The sequence below is a fragment of the Halomicrobium sp. HArcht3-1 genome (assembly GCF_058933345.1).
In genome coordinates, this window is record NZ_JBZYDM010000004.1 from 92,628 (window position 1) to 116,155 (window position 23,528).

The following is a 23,528-nucleotide window of genomic DNA, read 5'->3' on the forward strand; positions in this document are numbered from 1 at the left end:
CAGCGAGCGCATATCCGAGATATGTTTCGCCGCGTGTCGTTGCCGACGCCGTTTCAGGTTGGACCCATCAACGCCTATCTCGCCGGTCGAACGGTCGTCGATCCGGGGCCGGACAGTGAAGAAGCGTGGTCGGCGTTACTCGGCGCGCTCGAAGCGCGTGATCTGACGCCGGCCGACATCGAACAGATCCTGATTACGCATCCCCATCCTGATCACTTCGGGCTGGCACATCGGTTTCAGGAGGCGGGTGCGAACGTCGTCGCCAGCGACGCCGCAGCACCGATTCTAGAAGATTTCGCGGGCCGACTTGAATACGAACAATCGTTTTTCAAGCCGTTCTTCGAGCGCTGTGGGATGGCAAGCGATACCGCCGAGACGGTGACGGAACTGCCGCGGGCGTTCCTCAACTACGCTTCGAGCGTCACCGTCGACGAGCGAGTGGGCGACGGCGACGAGGTCAGCGTCGACGGCCGGCCGATCACGGTCCACACGGTCGTCGGTCACGCGATCGGAGAAGTCGTCTTCGCGTACACGGTCGGCGACGAGCGACGCGGGATCGTCGGCGACAACGTCCTCGCAGAGATCACGCCCAATCCGTTCCTCCAGCCACCGGCCGACCCTGACGGACCACGTCCGAGGGTCCTCCCCCGATACAACGACTCACTCGATGCACTGGCCGAGAAAGGGTTCGACCGCTTTCTCCCCGGTCATCGCGGTGAGATCGAGGCCCCGAGCGAACGCATCGAGCAGATCCTGACCGAACACGAACAGCGGACGGGGGCGGTCGCTGAACTGGTCGACGGGCCGACGACGCCGATCGACGTGATGGACGGCCTGTTCGACGATCTCGCCGTCACCGAACAGTTCTCGGGAATGAGCGAGGCTGTCGGCCATCTCGACGTACTCGAAGAACGGGGCCGCGTCGAACGCGAAGAAAGCGGCGGTGTGCTGGTCTATCGGCCGTTATAGCAGCGTCGCAGCGGTCTCGGCGGTCGATGACACCATGTCGAAGCCGGGAATCAACAGCACCGTCACGACCGCTGCAGCGATCACGGCAGTGTAGAGACCGAGCGGGTAACTCTCGATCTCCAGCCCACTGGCTGGGTCCTCGATCCACATCGCCTTGACCACCCGAGAGTAGTAGAACAGGCTCAGCGCGCTGTTGATGATCAACGACGCGGCCAGGAGCCACGTCCCGGTCTGGACCGTCGCGCTCAGCAGGTAGAATTTCGAGAAGAAGCCACCACCGATGGGCAGGCCGGCGAGACTGAACAGGAAGATAGTCATCGCGGCACACGCAAGCGGTGCCTCCGTCCCGAGACCGTTGTAGTCCTCGAAGGTCCGACCAACGTCCCAGTACTCGACCATGGCGATAAACAGGAACGCGCCCGTGTTCATGAACCCATAGACGAGCAGGTGGGCCATCCCGGAACCGAGCACGTAGCTGTTTGCCTCACCGGTCAGCGCGGCCAGTCCGATCAGGACGTAGCCGGCGTGGCCGATACTGGAGTAGGCGAGCATCCGTTTGACGTTCTCCTGGGTCGCAGCCGCGAAGTTGCCGACGAACATCGTCGCGATGGCGAGCACCTGGAAGACCAGCACCCAGTCGATCGCCGATCCGACGGCGTCCATCGGGAAGGCCGTCACGAAGACGCGGAACGCCAGCACGAAGCCAGCAGCCTTCGATGCCGAGGAGAGGAACCCGGAGATAGGTGCCGGTGCACCCTCGTAGGCCTCCGGAGCCCAGAAGTGGAACGGCGTACTCGCGGTCTTGAACGCGACCCCACCGATGACCATCAGGATACCGATCCCCAGCAGACCAGCGGGAGCACCCTCCGCGAGGGCGCTGGCGACGAGATCGAACCGGAGCGAGCCAGTCGCACCGTAGACCAGCGAGATCCCGTACGCGAACACACCCGAGGAGAGCGCGCCGACGAGGAAGTACTTCAAGGACGCCTCGACGCTGCCCTTGTTGGTCTTGAGGATGGCGACTAGTGCGTAAGACGGCAGCGAGGCGAGTTCGAGCGCGACGAACGCCACGGCGAGGCTGTTCGCGCTCCCGAGCAGCGTCATCCCGGTCGCGGCCAGTAACACGAGCGTGTAGTACTCCGCCTGATAGCGGTGCTCGCTCATGTAGTCGTAGCTCGCGACGACGACGAGCGTGAGGACGCTGGCGATCAGGAACGAGAAGAACAGCGTCATCTGGTCGACGACCAGTTGGTCGCCAAAGAGGCTGATAATCGTGCCGTTCTCACCGGGCACTCCCGTGCCGCTGACGAGGTACCAGACGCTCGTCGCGACCGCAGCCAGCGAGCCGACACCCGCGATGCCCGCGAGCAGTTCGTTGTTCGTCGTATCCGGGTCGATACTGTCGACGAGCAGGAGGACGACGGCGGTCAGCGCAAGCAACAGCGTCGGACCGAGTGCCGTCCACGTTGGGAGTTGTACCATCAGACACCACCTCCGATATCGAGGATCGGATTAACCGCTTCCTGGATCATCCCGTAAGAGAGGTCGGGTGCGACACCCAGCGCGATGACCAGCAGGAGCAAGACCGCAAGTGGCGCAACGTCGTGGAACGCCGCACCGTTGAGTTCGTAATCGGTTTCGAGTTCGAAGTCACCGAACAGCGTGCGCTGCATCGCCCACAGCAGGTAGCCAGCCACGATCACGATGCCGAACATCGCGACCGAAGTCAGCACCGGGGCAAGCGTTCCGAGCGTCTCGGTCGCACCGAAGGAACCGAGGAAGATGAACACCTCGGCGGCGAACCCGCTCATCAGGGGCAGGCCCATGTACCCGAAGGCGGCCGACACGAAGATGCCGACAGTCCACGGCATTCGATCGGCCAGCCCGGACATATCCCCGACCATGCGCGTGTGCGTCTCATTGTAGATCACACCGACGGCCATGAACATCAGCCCGGAGATCAGGCCGTGGGAGATCATCTGGAAGGTCGCACCGCCCATCCCGTGTGGCGTGAAGGCGACCAGTCCGAGGATGACGTAGCCCATCGACGAGATCGAAGAGTAGGCGACGATGCGCTTGAGGTCGCGCTGTGCGAGCGCGAGCATCGCGCCGTAGATGACGCTGAACACACCGATAACGGCGATCGCGACCGGCATCGAGAACGGCAGGATCGCGGCCACCTCACCGGTCGCCACGTCCGACAGCATCGTGAAGTTGAACCGCAGCAGTGCGTAGGTCCCCATCTTCAGGAGCACACCAGCCAGCATCACCGACACCGGCGTCGGTGCCTCGACGTGCGCGTCGGGCAGCCACGTGTGCAGTGGGAAGACTGGGACCTTCACTGCGAAGCCGAAGAACATCGCGATGAAAGCGAGCACCTTCAGCTGGGCAGCGGTGACCCCGGCGACCGGGACCAGTTCCGCGCCACCGCGAAGGGCCTGTGCGATCGCTGGCAGCCCGAACGAACCGATCGACGAGCCAAGCGAGAACACGAGCGCGAAGAAGCCGACGAACATGACCAGCGACGCCACGTTCGTGTAGACGAAGAACTTGATCGCGGCGTACTTCCGGCGTGGGCCACCCCAGATTCCGATGAGCAGGTACATCGGGATGAGAACGCCCTCCCAGAAGACGAACCAGAGGAAGAAGTCAAGCGCGGCGAAGACGCCGATGAGACTCACTTCCATCAGGAGCATCAGCCCGTAGAACTGGGACTGGCGCTCGTCGATCGGCGTCCACGAACTCACGAGTGCGAGCGTCGTGAGGACGCCGGTTAGGGTCAGCAGCGGCATGCTCACACCGTCGAGTCCGACGGAGTACTGAAGCGTGTAGCCGCCCAGTTCGATCCAGTCGATCGACTGGCGGAACGCAACGGTTTCGGGCGAGAGCAAGGCGTTGCCGACGCCCTGATAGTCGGTGAGATAGACGTAGTACATCCACACCGAGCCGACGAGTGGCACGGTGCTCACTGCGGTCGCGAACTTCGCGGCGTACTCGTCGTCGACGAGGAAGGTCGCGATAGCGCCAAGCAGCGTGACCGCGAGCAATGCGGCGACGGCGACCATCTAGAACCACCCCCCTGTGATACCGAAGATCACCAGCAACACGACCAGTGCCACCGTGATGAAGAAGGCGTAGTTGCTGACGACGCCAGTCTGGAGTCGGCGCACGCGAGCGCCGGAGAACAGGCTGACGCTACTGATTCCGTTGACGACTCCGTCGACCACGCCCTGGTCGAACTTGTCTGCGGCCCGCGCGATGGGATACGTGAATCCAGTCGCGAGCCAGACCTGATACTCGTCCTGATAGTAGTTGTGCATGAGCAGCGTCTTGATCGAGCCGAGCTTGTTCGTGTGTTCGACCGGTTCCGGCACCTTGTACAGCGAGCGCGCGGCGAGGACGCCAGCCAGTGCCAGACCGAGCGAGACTGCAGCGGAGGCGACCAGCGTTCCCGTCGCACCGAGCGGTTCGCCGACGAGGACGTGTGCTGGGCCGTCGTGGAGAAGCCCCTCGTAGTGGTGGTAGCCGGTCGCGAGCGCTTCCCAGCCGGACCCCTCCGCACCTGCGAGCCATTTGTGCAGGAAATCGATCTCCGGGCCGAGTAGCTTCTTGACCGGGGCCATGTTGATGAACCCGATCGTCGTCGCGAGAATGCCGAGTGCCGCGAGCGGCCCTTTGACGTTCCAGCGAACGCCGTGGGGCTTGCGTGCCGTCTCGGTCCGTGGCTCGCCGTGGAAGGTCAGATACACCATGCGGAAGGTGTAGAAGCCGGTGAAGAACACGGCCAGCAGCCCCATCCCGTACGCGACGAGGAAGACCCATCCGAGCCCACCTTCGGTCCCGAAGCCGTGGATCAGGGCCTCGTACAGCACTTCGTCCTTCGACCAGAAGCCGGCGAACGGAACGATGCCGGCGAGTGCGAGCGAGCCGGCAAGGAACGACCAGTAGGTGACGGGCATCTTGTCCTTGAGACCGCCCATCTCCCACATGTTCTCCTCGTGGTGCATCGCGATGATGACCGACCCGGCACCGAGGAACAGGAGCGCCTTGAACACGGCGTGGGTCGTCAGGTGGAAGACCGCGGCGATGTAGCCACCCGATCCCAGCGCGAGCATCATGTACCCGTACTGGGAGATCGTCGAGTACGCGAGTACCTGCTTGAGTTCTTGCTTGACGACACCCATCGTCGCCGCGAACAGGGCGGTGAAGCCACCGACCAGTGCGATGACGGCGAGCGTCGTCGGCGTCAGCGAATAGAACCCGTACATCCGCGCGACGAGGTAGACACCGGCCGCGACCATCGTCGCCGCGTGGATCAGCGCCGAGACCGGCGTCGGGCCTTCCATCGCGTCGGGCAGCCACGTGTGCAGTGGGAACTGCGCGGACTTACCCATCACACCGCCAAGCACGAGCAGGCCGAGGATCGTGAACCACGTCTGGGGCGCGAAGCCGAACGTGTTCAGTCCCTCAGTCGCGCCGTCCATGATTGCGTGTTCGGCGACGACCGGGAACGAGTGTTCGCCAGCGAACAGACCAGGCGTCTGGGTCGCGCCCGCGAAGGTGACGAAGATGCCGACGACGCCGATCAGGAAGAAGTAGTCACCGAAGCGAGTGACCAGGAACGCCTTCTTCGCGGCGCTCGGCGGGCCTTCCTCGCGGAAGTGGAACCCGATCAGGAGGTACGAACACAGCCCGACGAGTTCGAAGAACATGAACGCCATCAGGATGTTGTCGGCGAAGACGAACCCGAGCATACTCGCCGTGAACAGGCCGAGACCGGCGTAGTAGCGGGGCAGTCCCGTCTCGCCCTCGTCGTTCATGTACCCCATCGAGAAGATGTGGACGAGCAAGGCGATAAACGAGACGATCAACAGCATCAGCGCGGTCAGCGGATCGATGAGGATGCCGAGATGGAGTTCGAACGTATCCAGCCCGGCGGTAAACGTGTACAGCGCTTCGTTGTAGGTCTCCCCACCGGCGACGGTCACGGCGACCCATGCCGAGAGGACGAGCGAACCGGCCGTCGCAGCGACGCCTGCCAGCGCGCCCTTCTTCGGGAGATATTGCCCGCCGAACAGTGCGACGAGGAACGATACGAACGGAAGCAGCGCGATCGCGGGAGCGAAGTCAAATGCACCTGCCATAATTACCACCTCATTGTCGTCGCTTCAGTGACGTCCACGTCCGAGAAGTTACGGTACAGTACGAGGACGATCCCCAGGCCGACGGCGACCTCTGCTGCGGCGAGGGCCATGGTAAACAGCGTGAACACCTGCCCCGAGAGGTTCCCGTACTGCAGGGAAAAGGCCACGAGGTTGATGTTCGCGGCGTTGAGGATCAACTCGACGGACATCAGGAAGATCAGCGCGTTACGTCGGGTGAGCACGCCGAAGACCCCGATACAGAAGACTGCGGCCGAAAGCAAGAGGTAGTACTCCGTCGGGATCATTCGTCGTCACCTCCAGACTGGCCGCCATCGGCAGCGACTGCGGGCGACTCGGTATCGGTCGTCGACGTGACGGTGACGGTTTCACCGCTTTCCTCGCGACGGGCGAGCATGATCGCGCCGATCAGCGCACCGACCAACACGAGGTCGATAATCTCGAAGACGACGAGGAACGATTCGGCGGCGACGGCCGACGCGCCATCACCGACGAGCGCGCTGGCTTCCAAACCGAACATCGCTGCACCGATACTCTTCATGATCGCCGCATCCGCCCCGAAGCCCGCTGGATCGGGAAGGTCCGCGCCGAGGAAGGCAACGGCGAAGACGGCAAACAGTGCGACCGCGGCCACGCCCGGCCACAGCGACGTATCGGTCTTGAGTTCGGGGCGACTCATGTGCTCACCTCGACGACGCTCTCGTCTTTGCGCGTGAGCATCACCGCGAATGTTATCAGGATCAGGACCCCGCCCACGTAGACGAGGATCTGCATCGCGGCGACGAACTCGGCCTGAAGCATGACGTAGTGGACCGCGACGCTGATTAGCGCCACGCCCAGTAACAGCGCCGAGTGCCAGACGTCGCGGACGAGCACGACGCCCCAGCTGCTCGCAATCGTTACAGCTGCGAACAGCACGAACGCTATTGTCTCGTACAGTCCCATCATTGTTTGACTCTCTTGCCGGCGCGCTTTTGAAGATTCCTCTTTCGTCTCGTCACGGCGGCCCTGATTGGTGGTCTTTCCACCATGGTGGTGGCAACAATCACCGGTACCAGTCCGGCGGCAGTGAACGATCACGAGAAGTGACGTTTGGTCGGAAAGATTCGTCGGCTCGCCGTCGCAAAGAGTTCCGAAAAGAGCGTTCGGTGGCTTACTGATAGTCGACTTCGCCGTCGCCCTCCCATCTTTTTCCCCGTCGGGTTCGGTCGCTCCGCTCCCGAACCGCTCGGGCGAAAACATGGGTGAAAAAGCCGAACGCTCGCTCCGCTCGCGTTCGGTGAACCGCGGCGCAGTGCGCCGCGGATGCTCGCTCAAATTATTGATAGTCGACTTCGCCCTCGCCTTCGCCAATCCGACGCCACCTTTTTCAGCGTCGGGTTCGCTCCCGCTGGTCGCGAACCACTCCTCGAAAAACGTGGTCCACGCGAGCGAAGCGAGTGTGGGCTCGGGAGAGCTTGCTCTCCCGGTGGCGAAAAAACGGAACCTCACTCCGTTCGGTTCCGCGAACCGGCGACGCAGTCGCCGGATGCTTATTGATAGTCGACTTCGCCGTCGCCTTCGCCGATCCACGCACCGCGGTCGGGTTCTCGGGATTCCAGCGGGTCGATGTCCTTGTACCACGGGACGTTCTTTAGCTGCTCTTTGTTGTAGGCGAACTCGTCTTTGGTGTCGGCCGTGAACTCGAAGTTCTGGGTCAGCAGGATGGCGTCGACCGGACAGACCTCCTCACAAAGTCGGCAGTAGATACACTGACCGATGTGGAGGTTGTACTGTTCGCCGTTTCGCTTGTCGTCCGTCACGATCTGGATCGTGTTGTTCGGACAGACGTTCTCACACTGCCGACACCAGATACAGCGTTCCTGGCTGAACTTGTGGACACCGCGGAAGCGCGGGCTCACTTCGGGGGCAGTGTCGGGGTACTCGACCGTAAACGTCTCCCCGTCCAGTGCGTGCTTCATCGTCGTTGCCATCGATTTCAGGATTCCGATCATGACAGGTCACCTCCGATAGTCGCGTTCGTCACCATTAGACGATCACCCCGACGATCACGGCCGTCAGGAGCAGGTTCGCGAAGGACAGCACGAGCATACCCTTCCAGCCGATCTCGATTAGCTGGTCGATCCTGACACGGGGCACCGCAGAGCGGGCCCACTGCGTGAACAGGAAGACACCCCAGATCTTGATGAGGAACCAGATCAGTCCCGGCAGGACCGGCCCGGCCGGACCACCGAGGAAGATCGTTGCGATGATCGCCCCACCGAGGAAGATGTGGATGAACTCTCCCAAGTACATCAGGACGAAGTAGACCGAGGAGTACTCGGTCTGGTACCCGGCGACGATCTCGGTCGGCGCTTCCGGGATGTCGAAGGGGTTCCGCCCGACCTCCGCGAGGTTCGCGATCAGGAACAGGACGAAGGCGAAGGGGTTCACGAACGCGTACCACGAGGGGATCGCCAGTCCGCCGAGATTGATCAGCGTCTGGGACTGGGCAGCGACGATCTCGCTCATCTGGAGCGTGCCCGCGAACAGCACGACGGACATGCCCGTCAGGACGAGCGGGATCTCGTACGCGAGGTTCTGCGCGACCGCGCGCAGCCCCCCGAGGAACGAATACTTGTTGTTCGACGCGTAGCCGGCCATCACGAGTCCGATCGAGGCCATCGACGCCGTCGCGAAGACGTACGCCAGCCCGGTCTCGGGGTCGGCCACCTGGAAGTTGATACCAAGCAGCGATCCCATCGGGATCACGGCGAAGCCAAACAGGGCCGACGCGGCGAGCACGAGCGGTGCGAGGTCCCACGCCGGACGGTCGACACCCTCGGGAACGATCAGTTCCTTCGAGAGGAGTCGCACCGCGTCGGCCGGAATGATCAGCAACCCGGCCGGACCGACGCGGTTGATCGCGATCCGGTCGGTGAAAGCGGCCGTGACCTTACGCTTGGCCCAGATGACCAGTGCCGTCTGGGTCAACATGAGCGATCCGACGATCGCACCGGCCAGGATCGCCGCGACGATGAACGTCAACTGACTGTCGGCGCTGACGCCCGGAATGGCGTCGAGCAGGCCAGCGATAAAGTCCGGCAGCGGTGTCTGTGACTGCATTACCGGTCGACCTCCCCGAGCACGATGTCGAGGCTGCCAAGCGACGCGATCATGTCGGGCACGTACTCGCCTTCGGACATCGTCGCGAGCGAGTGGAGATTACTGAAGCACGGACTGCGGATCTTGAAGCGTGCGGGCTTGTCGGTGCCATCGGAGCGGATGTAGATACCGAGTTCACCCTTTGCACCTTCGACCGCACGGTAGATCTCACGGTCCGGGTCCGGGCGCAGCGTCCGGGGGACGTTGGCCTGAATCTCGCGGTCGTCTTCGGGCCACTCTTCGAGCAGGTCGATACACTGCTCGATGATGCGCGCGGACTCCTCGATCTCTCGGAGTCGCACGAGCACGCGCGAGAAGTTGTCACAACCATCCTCGGTGACGACATTCCAGTCGAGTTCGTCGTAGTAGCCGTAGGGGTCGTCACGCCGCAGGTCGTAGTCGACGCCGGATCCACGTGCGACGGGACCGGTACAGCCGAACTCCTTGGCCTTCTCGGGCGTGAGGACGCCGGTGTCGACACACCGCATCTGGAAGATCTCGTTGCCCGTCACGAGGTCGTGATACTCTTCGAGTTTCTCCGGGAGATCGTCGAGCATGTCCCGGACCTTCTCGAAGAACTCTTCGCGTGGCTCGGGCAGGTCCCACGCCACGCCACCGAGACGCAGGTAATTGAACATCAGACGCTGGCCGGTGAGGTCTTCGAGGATGCTCTGAACGACCTCGCGGTCGCGGAAGGCATACTGGAAGACGGCGGTGAAGTCACCGAACACGTCCAGTGCGAACGTCCCCATCGCGAGTGCGTGGGAGGCGATGCGGCACAGTTCGGCAGACATCGTCCGGATGATCTGTGCGTACTCGGGGACCTCGATGTCCGCGAGGTCCTCGGCCGCACGTGCGTAGGCCCACTCGTTGAGGATACCGGCCGAGACGTAGTCCCACCGGTCAGGGTAGGGCATGATCTGGTGACGGTAGGTCCCCTGCTGGCACATCTGCTCCTCACAGCGGTGCAAGTAGCCGATGTCCGGTTCGATGTCGGCGATCTGCTCGCCGTCCAGCGTCGTCTTGACGTGGAGCACGCCGTGGGTCGCCGGGTGGTGAGGCCCGATGTTGACGAACATCGTGTCCGGGTCGTCGGGACTCTGCATGTCGTCCTGCAGCGGGTTCGCGTGCTCTCGCAGCGTGACGATCTGTGGCTGTTCTTGGTTGTAGTCCAGTGAGAGCGGGTGGCCCTGCCAGGTCTCCGGAAGGAGGATCCGGCGCAGGTCCGGGTGTTCCTCGTAGTCGATCCCGACGAGGTCGTAGGCTTCTCGCTCGTGCCAGGCAGCCGTCTCGTAGACGGGCTGTGCGGTCTGATTGTGTGGATCGTCACGCGGCGAGGGGACGACGACGCTGACTTCCTGTGTCGGGTCGTCGTACTTTCGCAGGTGGTAGATCGATTCGTAACGATCCTGATACTCCTGCGCCGTGACGCAGGTACAGAAGTCGAAGCCTGCCTCGGTCTTGAGCGTCGAGAGGACCGCCTGCACGTCGTCGGGTCGGATGACGAACCCCTCGGCGTTGACGTGGCTCTCGCGACCGATGACCGAATCGCCCAGCAACGCTTCGATCTGGTCGTAGTTCAGGCCGTCCTCGGAGACGCCCACGTCGAGCTGTGTGGACGGTTCGGGTTCCTCTAAACTCATGCGAGACACCTCCGATGTCGAGCGTGAGGTCGATAGTCGCAGCACGCGAGCGAACGCGAGCGGGATCGTCTATCGGAACTCATGGCGAATCAGCCCAGTTGTAGCGCATCACGAGGTCTTCTTCGTCGATCTCGCTGGCGAGTTTGTCGACGAGTTCGTCCTGTTCGAGGTCTCCGAACTGTTCGAGTTCGTACGGTTTGACCGTCACCGGCGAGGACTCGCCGTTGGCGATCCGTTCCTGTAGCTTGGCGACGCCGTAGATCAGCGCCTCGGGGCGGGGCGGACAGCCCGGGACGTGGATGTCGACCGGGATGACCTCTTCTGCGCCCTTGATGACGTTGTAGCCTTCCTGGAACGGGCCACCGGAGATGGTACACGATCCCATCGAGACGACGAACTTCGGCTCGGGCATCTGGTCGTAGACGCGCTTCATCCGCGGGGCGAACTTCGAGACGATCGTCCCGGGAACGATGATCACGTCTGCCTGTCGAGGCGAGGCACGAGGCACACCTGCACCGAAGCGGTCGAGGTCGTGCTTGATCGCGTAGGTGTGGATCATCTCGATGCTGCAGCAGGCGATCCCGAACTGCAACATGAACATCGACGACCCGCGCACCCAGTTCATGAACTTGTCGAACTTGGTGAGGATGAAGGGCGTCGAGCCGAAGGCCTCCCGGAGCTTCGAATTGAAGCGGTCGTCAGCGCCGCTTCCAAGCCGGGCTTCCTGTGTAGACTGTGCGTCGCCGGGGATTGGTTGGTCACTACTCATTGTTTGTACTCAGTTGCCGACTGGCACGCGGGCTTTTGACCCACTGTACTGCGCCGTTGCGCCACGCCCACGCGAGACCCGCGACGAGGACCCCGAGGAACAGAAGCATGGGGTACAGCGCTGGGCCGAGACCCACCAGGTCGACCGCGTCCCGATAGATGACCGTCCACGGGAAGATGAGGACAGTCTCGATGTCGAAGACGACGAACAGCAGCGCGACCATGTAGTACTGGATGTTGAAGCGAATCTTCTGGCTGCTGCCGGTCGGGATCTCACCGCTCTCGTAGGTGGCGCGTTTGCCTTGCTCGGGCACACTCGGCCGCAACAGCATCGAAACCGCCATCATGCTGAGCGGGATGACGATGCCGACGAGCGCGAGCGCGCCGATCGCGATCCATGGATTACTCATTCCGGAATCTCCTATCGTTCGTGACTTTCGACCGCTGGCATATAAGGGTTGATTCTTGTGATTTCTACCGATCTACCTGCTAGGGAGTCGGAACTATTCGCCGGTCGTCTGTGCCGACGCGTCTACTCCCAGTACTCGTCTTTGAACCCCGGCGTCCCCAGTTCGTGCAGGTCGCGAGAAGCCTCGCCGACCGCCGTTTGCAGGCCGTCGTGGTAGTCCTGAAGCCGGTCGCGGAGTGTTGGGTGTTTGCGCGAGAGGATCTGTGCTGCGCTCAGGGCGGCGTTGAAGGACTTGCCGGCGTCGACGGCAGTCAGGGGCGCGCCCTGTGGCATGCCGATGACGGAGTCGACGGACTTCTCCTGGACGGGAACGCCGATGACGGGCAGCGGATAGGCGATCGAAGCGGTCATGTTCGGCAGGTCGGCGCTCTTGCCGCCCGCACCCGCGATGATCACGTCGAGACCGCGGTCCTCGGCGGTCTCGGCGTAGGCGTACATCAGTTCGGGCGTGCGATGGGCCGAGACGACGAACGTCTCGAAGGTGAACTGTGCGTCGGGTGCGTCGGTGAAGTCAGTCTGTTCAGCGAAGCCCAGTTCGTCGACGAACGCGGCGTAGGCTCCGGGTCGTTTCCCCTTGCCACCGGCCATCGTCGCCAGATCGGAGTCCGATCCCATGACGATGCCCACGTCGGGCGTCGCCTCGTTGGGGCGATCCATCGCGGCTTCCTCGTGAAGCTGGTCGATCAGTGACTGCACGCTCTCTGCCTCGGTCATAGGCGACTGTCCGAGTCGCCGGGACGTAAGTGTGGGCGATCCACACCGGGTCGGAAGGGGGCGCTCGGGTACCCTTACCAGTAGGGACGATTTTATAACTATCTGAACAGTATAATAGGGACAATGGGCTACTCTGACGAACGCCCGGATTCGGCAGCGTTCACGGCGGAAGACGCGCTGGAGCAAGTGTCTTCGGCCCTGTCCGGGTTCGTGTGTATCGTCGACGACGACGGCCGGGTCGTCGAGGTCCTCGCAGAGCCACCGAGTCCGCTGGCGATAGTCGAGGACCGAAAAAGCGCGCACGTCGAGACGGCCTTCAGCGACGGTCTCGGGACGCGACTGCTGGACGCGGTCGACTCCGTCACCCGGTCAGGGGAGACACAGAAGTTCGCGACTGCTGTCGACGGGCGCGAGGGCCAGCAGTGGATCGAGGGCACCGTCTCACCCACGGATGTGAGCACGTCAGGGGAGTACGTACTGGTGGTTCTACAGGACGTGACCGAGTCGCGGCAGGACCGCCGCCGGATCGAGAATCAGGTCGCAGGAATCTCGGAAGTCATCGACGCGTTGAACGACCTGTTCTTCGTCCTCGATACCGAAGGACGACTCGCGCGGTGGAACGAGAGATTCGAGCGTGTGACACAATGTGAGCGGGAACAGCTACAGAAGACGGCACTCACGACGCTCGATGCGGCGGACGACACTGCCGCGCTCGTGGGATTCGTCGACCAGTTACGCGACCAAGGTGTGGCCCGTGCCGAGACCGGGTTCGGGAGCGAGGGGGCGACAACGACGCCATACGAGTTCGTCGGCACTCGCTTTCACTTCCCGGGCGGTGAACACGGGTTCGTCTGTCTCGGTCGAAACATTAGCGAACGTCGTCGACACCAGCGAGCGGTCGAGCAGTATCGCGGACACACGGAGCGAGTGCTCGACGCCATCGACGACATCGTGTACATCTACGGCACCGACGGCCGTCTGCAACAGTGGAACGGGGCGCTCAACAGAGTCACGGGCTACACCGACGACGAGATACGGGGGACGGACACGTCGATGTTCGTCCCGGAGAGCGAGACGGAGCGTCTCGCCGAGGCGTTCGCGGCAGTGGTCGAAACAGGGAGTGGCGAGATCGAAATCCCGGTCGTGACGAAACACGGCGAGAAGATCCCGTATCAGTTCAGTGCGAACCTCGTCACCGGCCCCTACGGCGAAGGGCTGGTCTGTGGGATCGGCCGCGAGATCACCGACCGGATCGAACGCGAAGAACAGATCGCAGTCCTCAGTCGAGCGCTCAGACACAACGTCCGCAACAAGATGACCGTGGTCACGGGCGAGACGGAGTACCTGCGTGAGTCCGTGATCCAGTCGGTCGACGACCCCGAAGTCAGGGCCGAACTCGAGACGAATCTCGTCCGGGCCGAACAGGCCGCCGATGCCCTGATCGAACTCTCCGAGAAGACCTTCGAGATCACGCAGATTCTGCTCGACTACGACGAAACGACACAGGTCGACTGTGCGAGGGAGTTCGGTCAGGCGGTCGAACAGTTGCGGACCGAGTATCCGGGCGCCGACGTGACGTTGCAGGTCGACGGGACGCCCGTCGCAAGTGCGATCCCACAGTTCGGACAGGCCGTCACCGAACTCGTCGAGAACTCCTGTCGGCACAACGATAGCCCGACCGTCAGCGTGACCGTCAGCGAGTCTGGCGGCGAGATCGCGGTCACCGTCGAAGACGACGGGAGCGGTCTCCCAGCGAACGAGGCGAACGTGATCACGCGCGCTCAACCGGAGCGACCACTCTACCATGGCTCGGGGATCGGGCTCTGTCTGGTCCGGTGGATCGTCAGTCGCTCCGGTGGCACGATCACGTACGAGACGCCCGAAAAGGGTGGCACGAGATTCGAGATTCGCGTCGACGCGGCGGTCGAACCGTCTCAGTCCGTCTGAAACGTCAGTCCATCCCGCAAGTCCCGAACGTCGGCGAGCAGATCGGCCGTCGATTCCCCGTCACCGACGAGCGTGACGTGGCCCATCTTTCTGAGGCGGTACACGTCCTGTTTCCCGTACCAGTGGAGATGTGCCCGTGGCGTCTCGAAGATCGTGTCCTCGCCGGAGAGCGTCGCGGGCTGGCGCTCCGCGACGTCACCGAGGATGTTGGCCGAGACCGTCGGCGCGCGCCGGTCTGTCGTCCCGAGTGGCCGACCAGTGACCGCGCGGACGTGCTGTTCGAACTGCGAAGTGTGACAGCCCTCGATCGTCCAGTGCCCGGAGTTGTGCGGCCGGGGTGCGATCTCGTTGAGCAATATGTCGCCGTCCGTGGTCTCGAACAGTTCGATGCCGTACACGCCACGGCCGTCCATCGCGTCGAGGACATCCAGTGCGACATCTCGCGCGCGCCCGCACACGTCGGGGTCGGCACGGGCGGGTGAGACGCTCTCACGGAGGATCTCTTCGCGGTGGATCGTCTCGGTGACGGGGAACGTATCGCGCTCACCGTCGCCCAGACAGCCCATCACGGCCAGTTCCCGCTCGAAGTCGATCATCTCCTCGGCCATCGCCGGTCCTTCGATCGCATCGAGCGCCGCGTGCACGTCGTCGGGCGAGTCGACCGGGACGTTCCCGCGACCGTCGTAGCCCCCCTCGCGGGCCTTGAGCATCAGCGGGTAGCCCAGTTCGTCGCCGGCGGCCCGCAGGTCCGCTTCGTCGTCGACCTGCCGGAAGGCCGGCACCGGAACGCCGGCCTCGCCGAGTCGTTCTTTCTGGACGAGTTTGTCCTGAATGAGTCGGAGCGTGTCGGGCTGTGGGTGGACCGGCGTCCCGGTCTCCTCGGCGACCCGTTCGAGCACGTCGGGGTCGGTCAGTTCGATCTCGAAGGTGAGAAAGTCCGACTGCTCGGCGACGGCACGGATCGTCGATTCCTCGTCGAAGTCACCGACGAGCGCGTCACTGGCGACCGGTGCGGCCGGACAGCGATCGGTCGGGTCGGTCACGACGAGATCGACGCCAAGCGGTGGGGCGGCCTCGGCCAGCATCCGTCCCAGCTGTCCGCCACCGACCACGCCCAGCGTCACACCCGGTGTAGAGATGGTCATGTGCGAGGGGTTCCGACCGACCTGCATAAGCGTTACTTCACGAACCGGGCGAGCGGGCGTTAGCCGTGTCTGCCGACCGCGCGTCGGTCGAACGTTCGCGAGATCGCGCCCGCGTCCGTGTCACTCGGATCGGCCTCGCGGTCGATCTCGACGCGCTCGTGGACCCAGAACACCATGTTCGTGCCACTCGTTCGCATGCTGTAGGTCCCACGCGTGTACTGGTCTTCGAGGACGGTCTCGGGCACCGTCGAATCGCCCGTGGCGGTGATGACGACCGCCGGCGGGGTCGCCGTCACTGCGTCTTCGAGTGTCCCGGGTTCGCGGGCACAGTCGACGCTCGCGTCGGTGCTGGCGAAGTACCACGGGAGCGGAAGGATGTTGAACCACTTGCTACACAGCGGTTCGTAGCTGTAGTAGGAGTTGTTCCAGCCAGCGGGATCTTTCTCGACGAGGGCGTCACCGTCGGCGTACCGGTCGCCCTGCTCGCCGTAGTACAGCATGACATCGGTTCCAGACCCGCGCTCGCCCCCGGCGACCGCGCGGATCGCTTCGAACTCCGCGCGCGGGTCGTCGCTTGGCTGAGCGTACTGGACGAGATAGTTGTCGCCGGACTGAGGGTGCTGGTAGACCGAGCCGGCGGTGACGAACGCCATCTGCCCGCCGAGCAACAGGAGGACGACCCCGGCCGCGGCGACGCCGATCTCGTCGGCGGCGGCGAACGCGGTGTGGCCCCACTGGAACAGGACACCCAGACCGACGGCGGCCGGAATCGTGAGCGGGACGAGCGCGTGGACGACGATCCACGCCCCGAAGATGTCCGTTCCAAGCGGGTAGCCGATCACCGAGACGAAGCCACAGTACGCCGAGAACATGACGAGGTTGCGCGAGCGCTCGCGGCCGTAGCGTTCGTAGACGAACCCCACGACGGCGAGCAGCGACAGCGGTGCGGCCTTGGTCCCCATGACACGGACGTACCGGCCGAGGAACTCGGCGAACACCGACACGATCGATTCGTCGCCGCTCTCGCCTGCCTGACCGAACCACCGACCGTACTCGACGCTAACGTGGTTCCACGTGTCCCCGACCAGCGCCGGCAACTGTGTCGGGTCGGCGACCGCCTGCCAGAACATCACCTGCTCGGTCGTCATCGGGGGGTGTCGCAGCCCCGCCTCGCCTGCACCCCGCGGGGCGTAGAAGAACAGGCTCAGGCCGAGAAAGACGACGGCGACCCCGAGGAGGTGCCCGCCGTAGGAACCGAGCGTCGCGACGGCACGCTTGGCCGACAGATCGGACGGAAGAAGGTCGAACGGGCCGTCATCGATGCCACCGTCGGACCGGCCCCCGTTGGCCGCCGGTCGCGACAGCGTCGAACGTGCCGAGGAGACAGTCGCCCGCACCTTCGTCGCCAGCAGATGGTAGCCACTGGCCTCCTCACGTGGGCGATACAGCGCCTGATCGGCGAGCAGCCCCACCGCTCCGAGCCACGTCAGAACGTAGAGAATCGCGTTCTCTTTGGAAGCGAACCCACAGGCCATCAGCGCCGCGGCGGCGTAGACGTACCGCCACTTTCGGGTGTCGTAGAATCGGACCAGCATCCCCAGCGCGACGAACATGAACGTCGCGACCAGCAGGTCGCTGCGCATGAACCGCGAGTAGTAGAGGACGACGGGGTTGACCGCGAGAAAGAGCGCGAGTGCGACGGTCTCTGCCTTTCGGAGATGCTCGCGGAACAGCAGCGACCCGAGTGGCAACGTCGCGCTGATCAGGGCGACCGGCAGACGCATCGTGAAGTCGTTCGCACCGATGATCGGGAACAGCCAGCGATTGACGTGCTGGATGAACGGACCGTGGATGATCCGACGATACGCGAAGTTGCCGGTCTCGGCGTAGTAGAGGATCCAGTATCCGACACGCCCCTCGTCCCAGTGGGAGATCCGGTCGCCGAGCAAGAACAGTCGCAAGGCGAGACCGACGAGCGTGACGGCGACGACCAGTCCAGCGACCGATGCCATCCGTGATTCGACTGCACGCGCAAGCAGTGACACACTGTCACGGCCAGCAGCGGGGCCTGACTCCCCATCGTCGACACCGCCATCCGTCCCGCCGTCGTCGGCAGCTCCTTCGAACGCCGGCGGACGGTCCGACGAATCCATATCGGCCACTGAAACGAGGACGGCATAGAATCCTTCTGGTTCGTCGACGGACCGCCCCTCCGAGAGCGCCCCATCGTGGGACAAGCGGTACTTCTTTTAGCTATCCCACCCGCCTCTCCGATATGGTGCAGCTCGGGCTAGTCGTCGCCCAGTACGACAAACACGGTGACGTGATCGCGGCGATGGAAGAGTCGGCACGCACAGCGGCCGAAGAACACGGCGCAACGATCGTCGCGACCCACCAGGTGCCGGGGTCGTACGACACGCCGCTTGCCGCCGACCGACTGGCGCGCAGAGATGACATCGACGCCGTCGCAGTGCTGGGCGCGATCATCAGCGGCGACACCGATCACGATCAAGTGATCGCCGACGCCGCAGCGCAGGGGCTGACCGAGGTCAGCCTCGACCGGGACACGCCGGTGACGCTGGGCATCGTCGGTCCGGGCATGAGCCAGGACGAGGCCGTGGCACGAACAGACAAAGGCGGCGGTGCCGTCGCCAGTGCCATCGACCTCGCACAGGAGCTACAACAATGAATCTGGACTTCGCCGAACGCGTGGGACGAGTAGAACCGAGCGCGACGCTCGCGATCAGCAACAAGGCCGCCGAACTCGAAGCCGACGGCGTCGACGTGGTCGATCTGAGCGTCGGCGAACCGGACTTCGACACGCCCGAGAACGTCAAGGACGCCGCTAAAGATGCTCTCGACGCGGGCCACACCGGCTACACGCCGACACCGGGCATCCCAAAGCTCCGCGAAGCGATCGCCGACTATCTGCACGACGACGGGCTGACCCAGTACGACGCCGACGACATCGTCGTCACGCCCGGGGGCAAGCAGGCGCTGTTCGAGGTCTTCCAGACGCTGATCGACGACGGCGACGAGGTCGTCCTGCTTGATCCGGCGTGGGTCTCCTACGAGGCGATGGTGAAACTCGCAGACGGCTCGCTCAAGCGCGTCGACACCGCTGCCCACGACTTCAAGCTCGAAGGCGCACTCGACGACCTCGCCGAAACGGTCTCCGACGAGACGGAGCTGCTCGTCGTCAACTCACCGGGCAACCCCCACGGCGCGGTCTACTCCGACGCCGCCCTCGAAGGCGTCCGCGATCTGGCTGTCGAGCACGACTTCGCCGTCATCTCCGACGAGATCTACAAGGAGATCACCTACGACGGCCGCGAAGCCACGTCGCTTGGTACGCTCGACGGCATGGACGACCGAACGATCACCGTCAACGGCTTCTCGAAGGCCTACTCGATGACCGGCTGGCGACTGGGCTATTTCGCCGGCCCCGAAGACCTCATCGAGCAGTCTGGCAAGGTCCACGGCCACTCCGTCTCCTGTGCCGTCAACTTCGTCCAGCACGCCGGCATCGAGGCGATCACCAACACCGACGAGGCCGTCGACGAGATGGTCGAAGCCTTCGACGAGCGCCGAACCTTCCTGAAAGAACTGTTCGAAGAGCGGGACGTCCACGTCCCCGAGCCACAGGGTGCCTTCTACATGATGCCCGAAGTCGCCCCCGACGGCGACGACGACGAGTGGTGTGAGAAAGCGATCAACGAGGCCCACGTCGCGACGGTGCCCGGCCACGCCTTCGGGACGCCGGGCTACGCCCGAATCTCCTACGCCAACAGCAAGGAACGACTCGAAGAGGCCGTCGAACGGCTGGACGACGCAGGACTGCTGTAAACCCACCTTTTTCGACTACGGGTGCGCTTCGCGCACCGCTTGTCGAAAAACGTGGGCGAAAAAGGCCGGACCTCGCTACGCTCGGTCCGGGGAATCGGGCGACCTACCGAGTCCTTTGGACCGCTCGGTCGCCCGGATGCTTCCGATCAGTACAGGGCGTGCAGTGGACACTGTTCAATCAGTTGCTACTGTGAGCTACGAACCCCTCTTTCACCCGGAGTCGCGACCGACAGTCGTCGTTTGGTTCGGCCCACCGTCGGAAAGTTCTGTTACAGTAACTGTCTGAGGAAGCGTTGATTCCATCGTAACCGCCACCGTGAAGTCAGCTATACCAAGAGAATCGGGGCAGCCGAGGAGGCGTTTGAGAATGTTACCTGTCGGTTTGGTACCGATCGTGAGTGTCAGTTTACATTCTGTTTGGTTGAACGTCACTGATTGCAGAGTGGCGACCGTGCAGGGGTTCCCCGAATACATCGCACTCCGGACAGACACTTGATTAGCTTCAGGCTGGAAGGCGACCCTTGCATCCGCCTCTACTTCCATTTCGTCATCATCATGCACCTCAAACTTGGTCGATGATATGCCGCCGTTGGTCGCTGGTGTACCGGTACCCAGACAGCCAGCGGTACCGACGACGCCACAGGCAGCCGCGCCGAGAAAGCGCCGACGATTCATATTGTCTCGCCCGTCTGCTATGACAATAAACGATGGCGTGGCTAACACAGTTGTTTGAGCGATACGCGGCGCTTCTATAACAGCTGCTACCCTCGTTCTTCCAGAATCTTCTCGATTATCCGACCCGAGGAGAGCAGTTCGTCCTCGCGAGCTTCGCGCGGCCCGGCACGCCGCACGTCACAGTCCAGCCCGCGCTCTGCAAGCGCCGCTTCGATCCCCTCGATCTCGTGGTACTGGTCGTAGCCCAGTGCGATGACGTCGGGTTCGATCTGCTCGATGGGGACGAAGATGTCGTCGGGATGGCCGAGCTGTGCCCGATCCACGGGCTTCAGCGCCTCGACCATCTCGACGCGCTGGCGATTCGAGACGATCGGGGGCGCTTTGTGGGTGACGTTCTCGCCGCGGGCGACGATGACGTGCAGGCGGTCGCCCATCGCCGCCGCTTCCCGGAGGTAGTGGACGTGTCCCGGATGGAGGATGTCGAACGTCCCCTGTGCGACCACGTCGACGGTCACCACTCGTCCTCCCGGAGTTCGGCGTCGATGTCTGCCTGATCGAAGTCGAAGAAGGCCTCCTCCGGTGGCTCGACGTCGAGCACGTCCAGTTCGATCGGTTCGCCCTCGTTGTCGAAGGCCTGCCAGTCGTCCCGGCCGTACGGTGCGCCGACGATGATGTGGACGTCGCCGCGGCCGAACGTCTGGAGGTCGGCGTCGCTCGGCCGAAGCACGCCGTTGGGGTGTGAATGAATCGAGCCCGCCGCGCGGACGTCGTTTGGTACCATACTCGTCTTGACGGTCGCGCTCACCGGGTTCGACTCGGTGCCGGGGATGACGAGTACGTCCGAGAGGACCGTCCCGTCCTCGTCAAGTCCCAGTTTGCGTGCGTCCTCGCCGCGGAGGAGTCCCATGTACTCGTTGGGGTGGCTCTCCTCGGACGCCGCGAGAGCGAATTCGAGCGCGGAGTCGGCGATGCCTAAGATCGCGCCCGAACGAAACAGACCCATACCTGATTCTGTGGTGGCGTGCCTTCTAATCCTGTCGATGGGAGCGGCCCCACGAGAACCGCGCGTGCTAATCATCGCTGGCGCGACGATACCGAAGCATAAAAACGCGGTAGCGACCAAGAATGGTCAAATGTCTCCACACACAGGCACCGGCAACGGTGCTCTGGTCCCCGACGGGGGGACCGTCGTCTACGAACTCGCGGACGGCTGCACACTCGACGATGTCGAAGCGGGCAACTACTACGTTGGTACAGTCAACGGCGTCGTCGAATACGGCGTCTTCGTGGATCTCTCCGACGAACTGTCCGGGCTGGTTCACAGCTCGAACCTCATCGGTGACTACGGCGTCGGCGACGAGTTCGTCGTCGAACTCGCCGAGGTTCGTCAGGACGGTGACGTCGCCTTCGAGGAGGTCCAGATCGCGGACTACACCGTCGAACAGGTCAGCCACGGCAGCGACGAGGTCGTCGACGACCTCGCCGAAGCGACCGGCGAGACCGTCACCATCGCCGGCGAGGTCCTCCAGATCAAACAGACCGGCGGCCCGACGATCTTCCAGGTCCGCGACGAGAGCGGGATCGTCCCCTGTGCGGCCTTCGACGAGGCCGGCGTCCGGGCGTTCCCCGGCGTCGCGGTCGGCGACGTGGTCCAGTTGACGGGCCGCGTCGAGAGCCGCAACGGCGGCGTCCAGCTCGAAGTCGACGATCTCACCGTCCTCACCGACGACGCGGAAGCGGAGGTCCGCGAACGCATCGACGCCGCCCTCGACGACCTCGCCGAACCGGCCGACATCGACCCGCTCGTCGAGTGGCCGGCCTTCGAGAAGCTGTGGGATGACCTCCGGGAAGTCGCGCGACAACTTCGCCGCACGGTACTGGAGGGACGCCCGATCCGAATGCGTCATCACGCCGACGGCGACGGCCTGTGTGCCAGCGTCCCGCTCCAGCTTGCCCTCGAACGGTTCATCGCCGACAACTACGAGGACGACGAGGCGGGCCGACACATGCTCAAGCGCCTGCCGAGCAAGGCCCCCTACTACGAACTCGAAGACGTCACCCGTGACCTCAACTTCGCACTGGAAAACCGCGAGCGCCACGGCCAGAAGCTCCCCCTCCTGCTCATGCTCGACAACGGGTCGACCGAGGAGGACACGCCGGCCTACCGGAATCTCCGCCACTACGACATCCCCGTCGTCGTACTGGACCACCACCACCCGGATCCCGAGGCCGTCGAACCGCTGATCGACGCCCACGTCAACCCCTACCTCCACGACGAGGACTATCGGATCACCACTGGAATGATGTGCGTCGAACTCGCGCGCATGATCGACCCGTCCCTGACCGAGCAGGTCCGCCACGTCCCCGCAGTCGCCGGCATCTCCGACCGCTCGGAGGGCGAGGCGATGGACGACTACATCGAACTGGCCCGCGAGGAAGGCTACGACGAGGACGACCTGCAGGCCATCGGCGAGGCGCTCGACTACGCCACGTTCTGGCTGAAGTACGACGACGGTCGCGAACTGATCGACGACGCGCTGAACGTCAACTGCGACGACCGCGAACGCCACGAGGAGATCGTCGAGTTCCTCTCGACGCGGGCCGAGCGCGACGTGGAGACCCAACTCGACGGCGCGATGCAACACCTCGAACACGAACAACTGGACAACGGCGCACACCTCTATCGCATCGACGTGGAACATCACGCCCACCGCTTTACCTACCCCGCGCCGGGGAAAACGACCGGGAAGATCCACGACCGCAAGGTCGAGGAGACCGGCGATCCCGTCATCACGATCGGCTACGGGCCGGACTTCGCGGTGCTTCGCTCCGACGGCGTCCGACTCGACATCCCCGAGTACGTCACCGAACTGACCGACGAGATCGACGGCGGCGGTGTCAGCGGCGGCGGCCACCTCGTCGTCGGCTCGATCAAGTTCGTCAAAGGCATGCGCGAGCAGGTCATCGACGCGCTGGTCGAGAAGATGGCCGACGCAGAGATCGACGAGGACCTCCAGAGCACGGGCGTTCTGAGTCAGGACTAAAC

General features: G+C 63.7%; 22 protein-coding genes. 5 read left to right on the forward strand and 17 right to left on the reverse strand.

What is annotated here, in order from left to right:
* The first annotated feature begins 21 nt into the window (after window positions 1-21).
* Window positions 22-969 carry an MBL fold metallo-hydrolase gene (locus AC5FRW_RS08005; protein WP_493567914.1) on the forward strand — a complete coding sequence of 316 codons (948 nt, stop codon included), beginning with the start codon at window positions 22-24 and terminating at the stop codon, window positions 967-969.
* Here the strand turns inward: AC5FRW_RS08005 and AC5FRW_RS08010 are convergent.
* The 12 genes from AC5FRW_RS08010 to purE form a co-directional block, all read right to left on the reverse strand.
* Entirely contained in the window at window positions 964-2,451 is a 1,488-nt protein-coding gene (locus AC5FRW_RS08010; RefSeq protein ID WP_493567915.1) for an NADH-quinone oxidoreductase subunit N, read from the reverse strand. The genes AC5FRW_RS08005 and AC5FRW_RS08010 overlap by 6 nt on opposite strands.
* A complete protein-coding gene (locus tag AC5FRW_RS08015) occupies window positions 2,451-4,034 on the reverse strand; it encodes a complex I subunit 4 family protein (protein ID WP_493567916.1) in 1,584 nt (527 codons plus the stop codon). Before AC5FRW_RS08015 ends, AC5FRW_RS08010 begins: the two co-directional genes overlap by 1 nt.
* Complete coding sequence (nuoL, locus tag AC5FRW_RS08020; protein WP_493567917.1) at window positions 4,035-6,113, reverse strand: NADH-quinone oxidoreductase subunit L; 2,079 nt, start codon at window positions 6,111-6,113, stop codon at window positions 4,035-4,037.
* A 2-nt stretch (window positions 6,114-6,115) separates the two neighbouring features.
* A complete protein-coding gene (gene nuoK / locus AC5FRW_RS08025; RefSeq protein ID WP_493567918.1) occupies window positions 6,116-6,418 on the reverse strand; it encodes an NADH-quinone oxidoreductase subunit NuoK in 303 nt (100 codons plus the stop codon).
* Window positions 6,415-6,810: a proton-conducting membrane transporter gene (locus AC5FRW_RS08030; protein WP_493567919.1), complete on the reverse strand. Its 396-nt coding sequence runs from the start codon at window positions 6,808-6,810 to the stop codon at window positions 6,415-6,417. The genes nuoK and AC5FRW_RS08030 overlap by 4 nt, the downstream gene beginning before the upstream one ends.
* The gene (locus AC5FRW_RS08035) at window positions 6,807-7,076 is read right to left on the reverse strand and encodes an NADH-quinone oxidoreductase subunit J (protein WP_493567920.1); all 270 of its coding nucleotides are present in this window, start codon (window positions 7,074-7,076) and stop codon (window positions 6,807-6,809) included. Before AC5FRW_RS08035 ends, AC5FRW_RS08030 begins: the two co-directional genes overlap by 4 nt.
* Window positions 7,077-7,663: 587 nt before the next feature.
* A complete protein-coding gene (locus tag AC5FRW_RS08040; protein ID WP_493567921.1) occupies window positions 7,664-8,125 on the reverse strand; it encodes a NuoI/complex I 23 kDa subunit family protein in 462 nt (153 codons plus the stop codon).
* Window positions 8,126-8,159: 34 nt separating this feature from the next.
* Entirely contained in the window at window positions 8,160-9,236 is a 1,077-nt protein-coding gene (locus AC5FRW_RS08045; protein WP_493567922.1) for a complex I subunit 1/NuoH family protein, read from the reverse strand.
* Entirely contained in the window at window positions 9,236-10,918 is a 1,683-nt protein-coding gene (locus AC5FRW_RS08050) for an NADH-quinone oxidoreductase subunit D (RefSeq protein WP_493567923.1), read from the reverse strand. Before AC5FRW_RS08050 ends, AC5FRW_RS08045 begins: the two co-directional genes overlap by 1 nt.
* A gap of 79 nt (window positions 10,919-10,997) precedes the next feature.
* Window positions 10,998-11,687: an NADH-quinone oxidoreductase subunit B gene (locus AC5FRW_RS08055; RefSeq protein ID WP_493567924.1), complete on the reverse strand. Its 690-nt coding sequence runs from the start codon at window positions 11,685-11,687 to the stop codon at window positions 10,998-11,000.
* A complete protein-coding gene (locus tag AC5FRW_RS08060) occupies window positions 11,680-12,096 on the reverse strand; it encodes an NADH-quinone oxidoreductase subunit A (RefSeq protein WP_493567925.1) in 417 nt (138 codons plus the stop codon). The genes AC5FRW_RS08055 and AC5FRW_RS08060 overlap by 8 nt, the downstream gene beginning before the upstream one ends.
* Window positions 12,097-12,218: 122 nt before the next feature.
* Window positions 12,219-12,869 (reverse strand): 5-(carboxyamino)imidazole ribonucleotide mutase, encoded by a 651-nt coding sequence (purE, locus tag AC5FRW_RS08065; RefSeq protein ID WP_493567926.1) that lies wholly within the window; start codon window positions 12,867-12,869, stop codon window positions 12,219-12,221.
* A 123-nt stretch (window positions 12,870-12,992) separates the two neighbouring features.
* Between purE and AC5FRW_RS08070 the strand changes: the two genes are divergently transcribed.
* Complete coding sequence (locus AC5FRW_RS08070; RefSeq protein WP_493567927.1) at window positions 12,993-14,816, forward strand: PAS domain-containing protein; 1,824 nt, start codon at window positions 12,993-12,995, stop codon at window positions 14,814-14,816.
* On the opposite strand, the gene AC5FRW_RS08075 is transcribed toward AC5FRW_RS08070, so the two are convergent.
* A complete protein-coding gene (locus AC5FRW_RS08075) occupies window positions 14,804-15,961 on the reverse strand; it encodes a 5-(carboxyamino)imidazole ribonucleotide synthase (protein ID WP_493567928.1) in 1,158 nt (385 codons plus the stop codon). The two genes, AC5FRW_RS08070 and AC5FRW_RS08075, sit on opposite strands and share 13 nt — an antisense overlap.
* Window positions 15,962-16,020: 59 nt before the next feature.
* Window positions 16,021-18,114, reverse strand: coding sequence for a flippase activity-associated protein Agl23 (locus tag AC5FRW_RS08080; protein WP_493567929.1), 2,094 nt, complete (start codon window positions 18,112-18,114; stop codon window positions 16,021-16,023).
* Between the two features lie 122 nt (window positions 18,115-18,236).
* On the opposite strand from AC5FRW_RS08080, the gene ribH reads away from it, so the two are divergent.
* Window positions 18,237-18,650 carry a 6,7-dimethyl-8-ribityllumazine synthase gene (gene ribH, locus AC5FRW_RS08085; protein ID WP_493567930.1) on the forward strand — a complete coding sequence of 138 codons (414 nt, stop codon included), beginning with the start codon at window positions 18,237-18,239 and terminating at the stop codon, window positions 18,648-18,650.
* The gene (locus AC5FRW_RS08090; protein ID WP_493567931.1) at window positions 18,647-19,807 is read left to right on the forward strand and encodes a pyridoxal phosphate-dependent aminotransferase; all 1,161 of its coding nucleotides are present in this window, start codon (window positions 18,647-18,649) and stop codon (window positions 19,805-19,807) included. The genes ribH and AC5FRW_RS08090 overlap by 4 nt, the downstream gene beginning before the upstream one ends.
* Window positions 19,808-20,017: 210 nt before the next feature.
* Here the strand turns inward: AC5FRW_RS08090 and AC5FRW_RS08095 are convergent, their stop codons facing one another.
* From AC5FRW_RS08095 to AC5FRW_RS08105, 3 genes are all read right to left on the reverse strand, one after another.
* Window positions 20,018-20,482 carry a hypothetical protein gene (locus AC5FRW_RS08095; protein WP_493567932.1) on the reverse strand — a complete coding sequence of 155 codons (465 nt, stop codon included), beginning with the start codon at window positions 20,480-20,482 and terminating at the stop codon, window positions 20,018-20,020.
* 86 nt (window positions 20,483-20,568) lie between these two features.
* Window positions 20,569-21,000 (reverse strand): FAD synthase family protein, encoded by a 432-nt coding sequence (locus AC5FRW_RS08100; protein ID WP_493567933.1) that lies wholly within the window; start codon window positions 20,998-21,000, stop codon window positions 20,569-20,571.
* A complete protein-coding gene (locus tag AC5FRW_RS08105) occupies window positions 20,994-21,485 on the reverse strand; it encodes a JAB/MPN domain protein-containing protein (protein WP_493567934.1) in 492 nt (163 codons plus the stop codon). The genes AC5FRW_RS08100 and AC5FRW_RS08105 overlap by 7 nt, the downstream gene beginning before the upstream one ends.
* A 130-nt stretch (window positions 21,486-21,615) precedes the next feature.
* Here AC5FRW_RS08105 and han point away from each other — a divergent pair, with 130 nt between their 5' ends.
* The gene (gene han / locus AC5FRW_RS08110) at window positions 21,616-23,526 is read left to right on the forward strand and encodes a Hef-associated nuclease (protein ID WP_493567935.1); all 1,911 of its coding nucleotides are present in this window, start codon (window positions 21,616-21,618) and stop codon (window positions 23,524-23,526) included.
* Window positions 23,527-23,528: the final 2 nt, after the last annotated feature.

What these genes read in the sequence shown, in the direction of transcription:
- AC5FRW_RS08105 (WP_493567934.1), bottom strand. Translation starts at nt 21,485, where the DNA reads ATGGGTCTGTTTCGTTCGGGCGCGATCTTAGGCATCGCCGACTCCGCG.
- AC5FRW_RS08070 (WP_493567927.1), top strand. Translation starts at nt 12,993, where the DNA reads ATGGGCTACTCTGACGAACGCCCGGATTCGGCAGCGTTCACGGCGGAA.
- nuoK (WP_493567918.1), bottom strand. Translation starts at nt 6,418, where the DNA reads ATGATCCCGACGGAGTACTACCTCTTGCTTTCGGCCGCAGTCTTCTGT.
- AC5FRW_RS08015 (WP_493567916.1), bottom strand. Translation starts at nt 4,034, where the DNA reads ATGGTCGCCGTCGCCGCATTGCTCGCGGTCACGCTGCTTGGCGCTATC.
- AC5FRW_RS08075 (WP_493567928.1), bottom strand. Translation starts at nt 15,961, where the DNA reads ATGACCATCTCTACACCGGGTGTGACGCTGGGCGTGGTCGGTGGCGGA.
- nuoL (WP_493567917.1), bottom strand. Translation starts at nt 6,113, where the DNA reads ATGGCAGGTGCATTTGACTTCGCTCCCGCGATCGCGCTGCTTCCGTTC.
- AC5FRW_RS08030 (WP_493567919.1), bottom strand. Translation starts at nt 6,810, where the DNA reads ATGAGTCGCCCCGAACTCAAGACCGATACGTCGCTGTGGCCGGGCGTG.
- AC5FRW_RS08010 (WP_493567915.1), bottom strand. Translation starts at nt 2,451, where the DNA reads ATGGTACAACTCCCAACGTGGACGGCACTCGGTCCGACGCTGTTGCTT.
- AC5FRW_RS08055 (WP_493567924.1), bottom strand. Translation starts at nt 11,687, where the DNA reads ATGAGTAGTGACCAACCAATCCCCGGCGACGCACAGTCTACACAGGAA.
- AC5FRW_RS08095 (WP_493567932.1), bottom strand. Translation starts at nt 20,482, where the DNA reads ATGAATCGTCGGCGCTTTCTCGGCGCGGCTGCCTGTGGCGTCGTCGGT.
- AC5FRW_RS08005 (WP_493567914.1), top strand. Translation starts at nt 22, where the DNA reads ATGTTTCGCCGCGTGTCGTTGCCGACGCCGTTTCAGGTTGGACCCATC.
- AC5FRW_RS08045 (WP_493567922.1), bottom strand. Translation starts at nt 9,236, where the DNA reads ATGCAGTCACAGACACCGCTGCCGGACTTTATCGCTGGCCTGCTCGAC.
- AC5FRW_RS08090 (WP_493567931.1), top strand. Translation starts at nt 18,647, where the DNA reads ATGAATCTGGACTTCGCCGAACGCGTGGGACGAGTAGAACCGAGCGCG.
- AC5FRW_RS08060 (WP_493567925.1), bottom strand. Translation starts at nt 12,096, where the DNA reads ATGAGTAATCCATGGATCGCGATCGGCGCGCTCGCGCTCGTCGGCATC.
- han (WP_493567935.1), top strand. Translation starts at nt 21,616, where the DNA reads ATGTCTCCACACACAGGCACCGGCAACGGTGCTCTGGTCCCCGACGGG.
- AC5FRW_RS08080 (WP_493567929.1), bottom strand. Translation starts at nt 18,114, where the DNA reads ATGGATTCGTCGGACCGTCCGCCGGCGTTCGAAGGAGCTGCCGACGAC.
- AC5FRW_RS08035 (WP_493567920.1), bottom strand. Translation starts at nt 7,076, where the DNA reads ATGGGACTGTACGAGACAATAGCGTTCGTGCTGTTCGCAGCTGTAACG.
- AC5FRW_RS08040 (WP_493567921.1), bottom strand. Translation starts at nt 8,125, where the DNA reads ATGATCGGAATCCTGAAATCGATGGCAACGACGATGAAGCACGCACTG.
- purE (WP_493567926.1), bottom strand. Translation starts at nt 12,869, where the DNA reads ATGACCGAGGCAGAGAGCGTGCAGTCACTGATCGACCAGCTTCACGAG.
- ribH (WP_493567930.1), top strand. Translation starts at nt 18,237, where the DNA reads ATGGTGCAGCTCGGGCTAGTCGTCGCCCAGTACGACAAACACGGTGAC.
- AC5FRW_RS08050 (WP_493567923.1), bottom strand. Translation starts at nt 10,918, where the DNA reads ATGAGTTTAGAGGAACCCGAACCGTCCACACAGCTCGACGTGGGCGTC.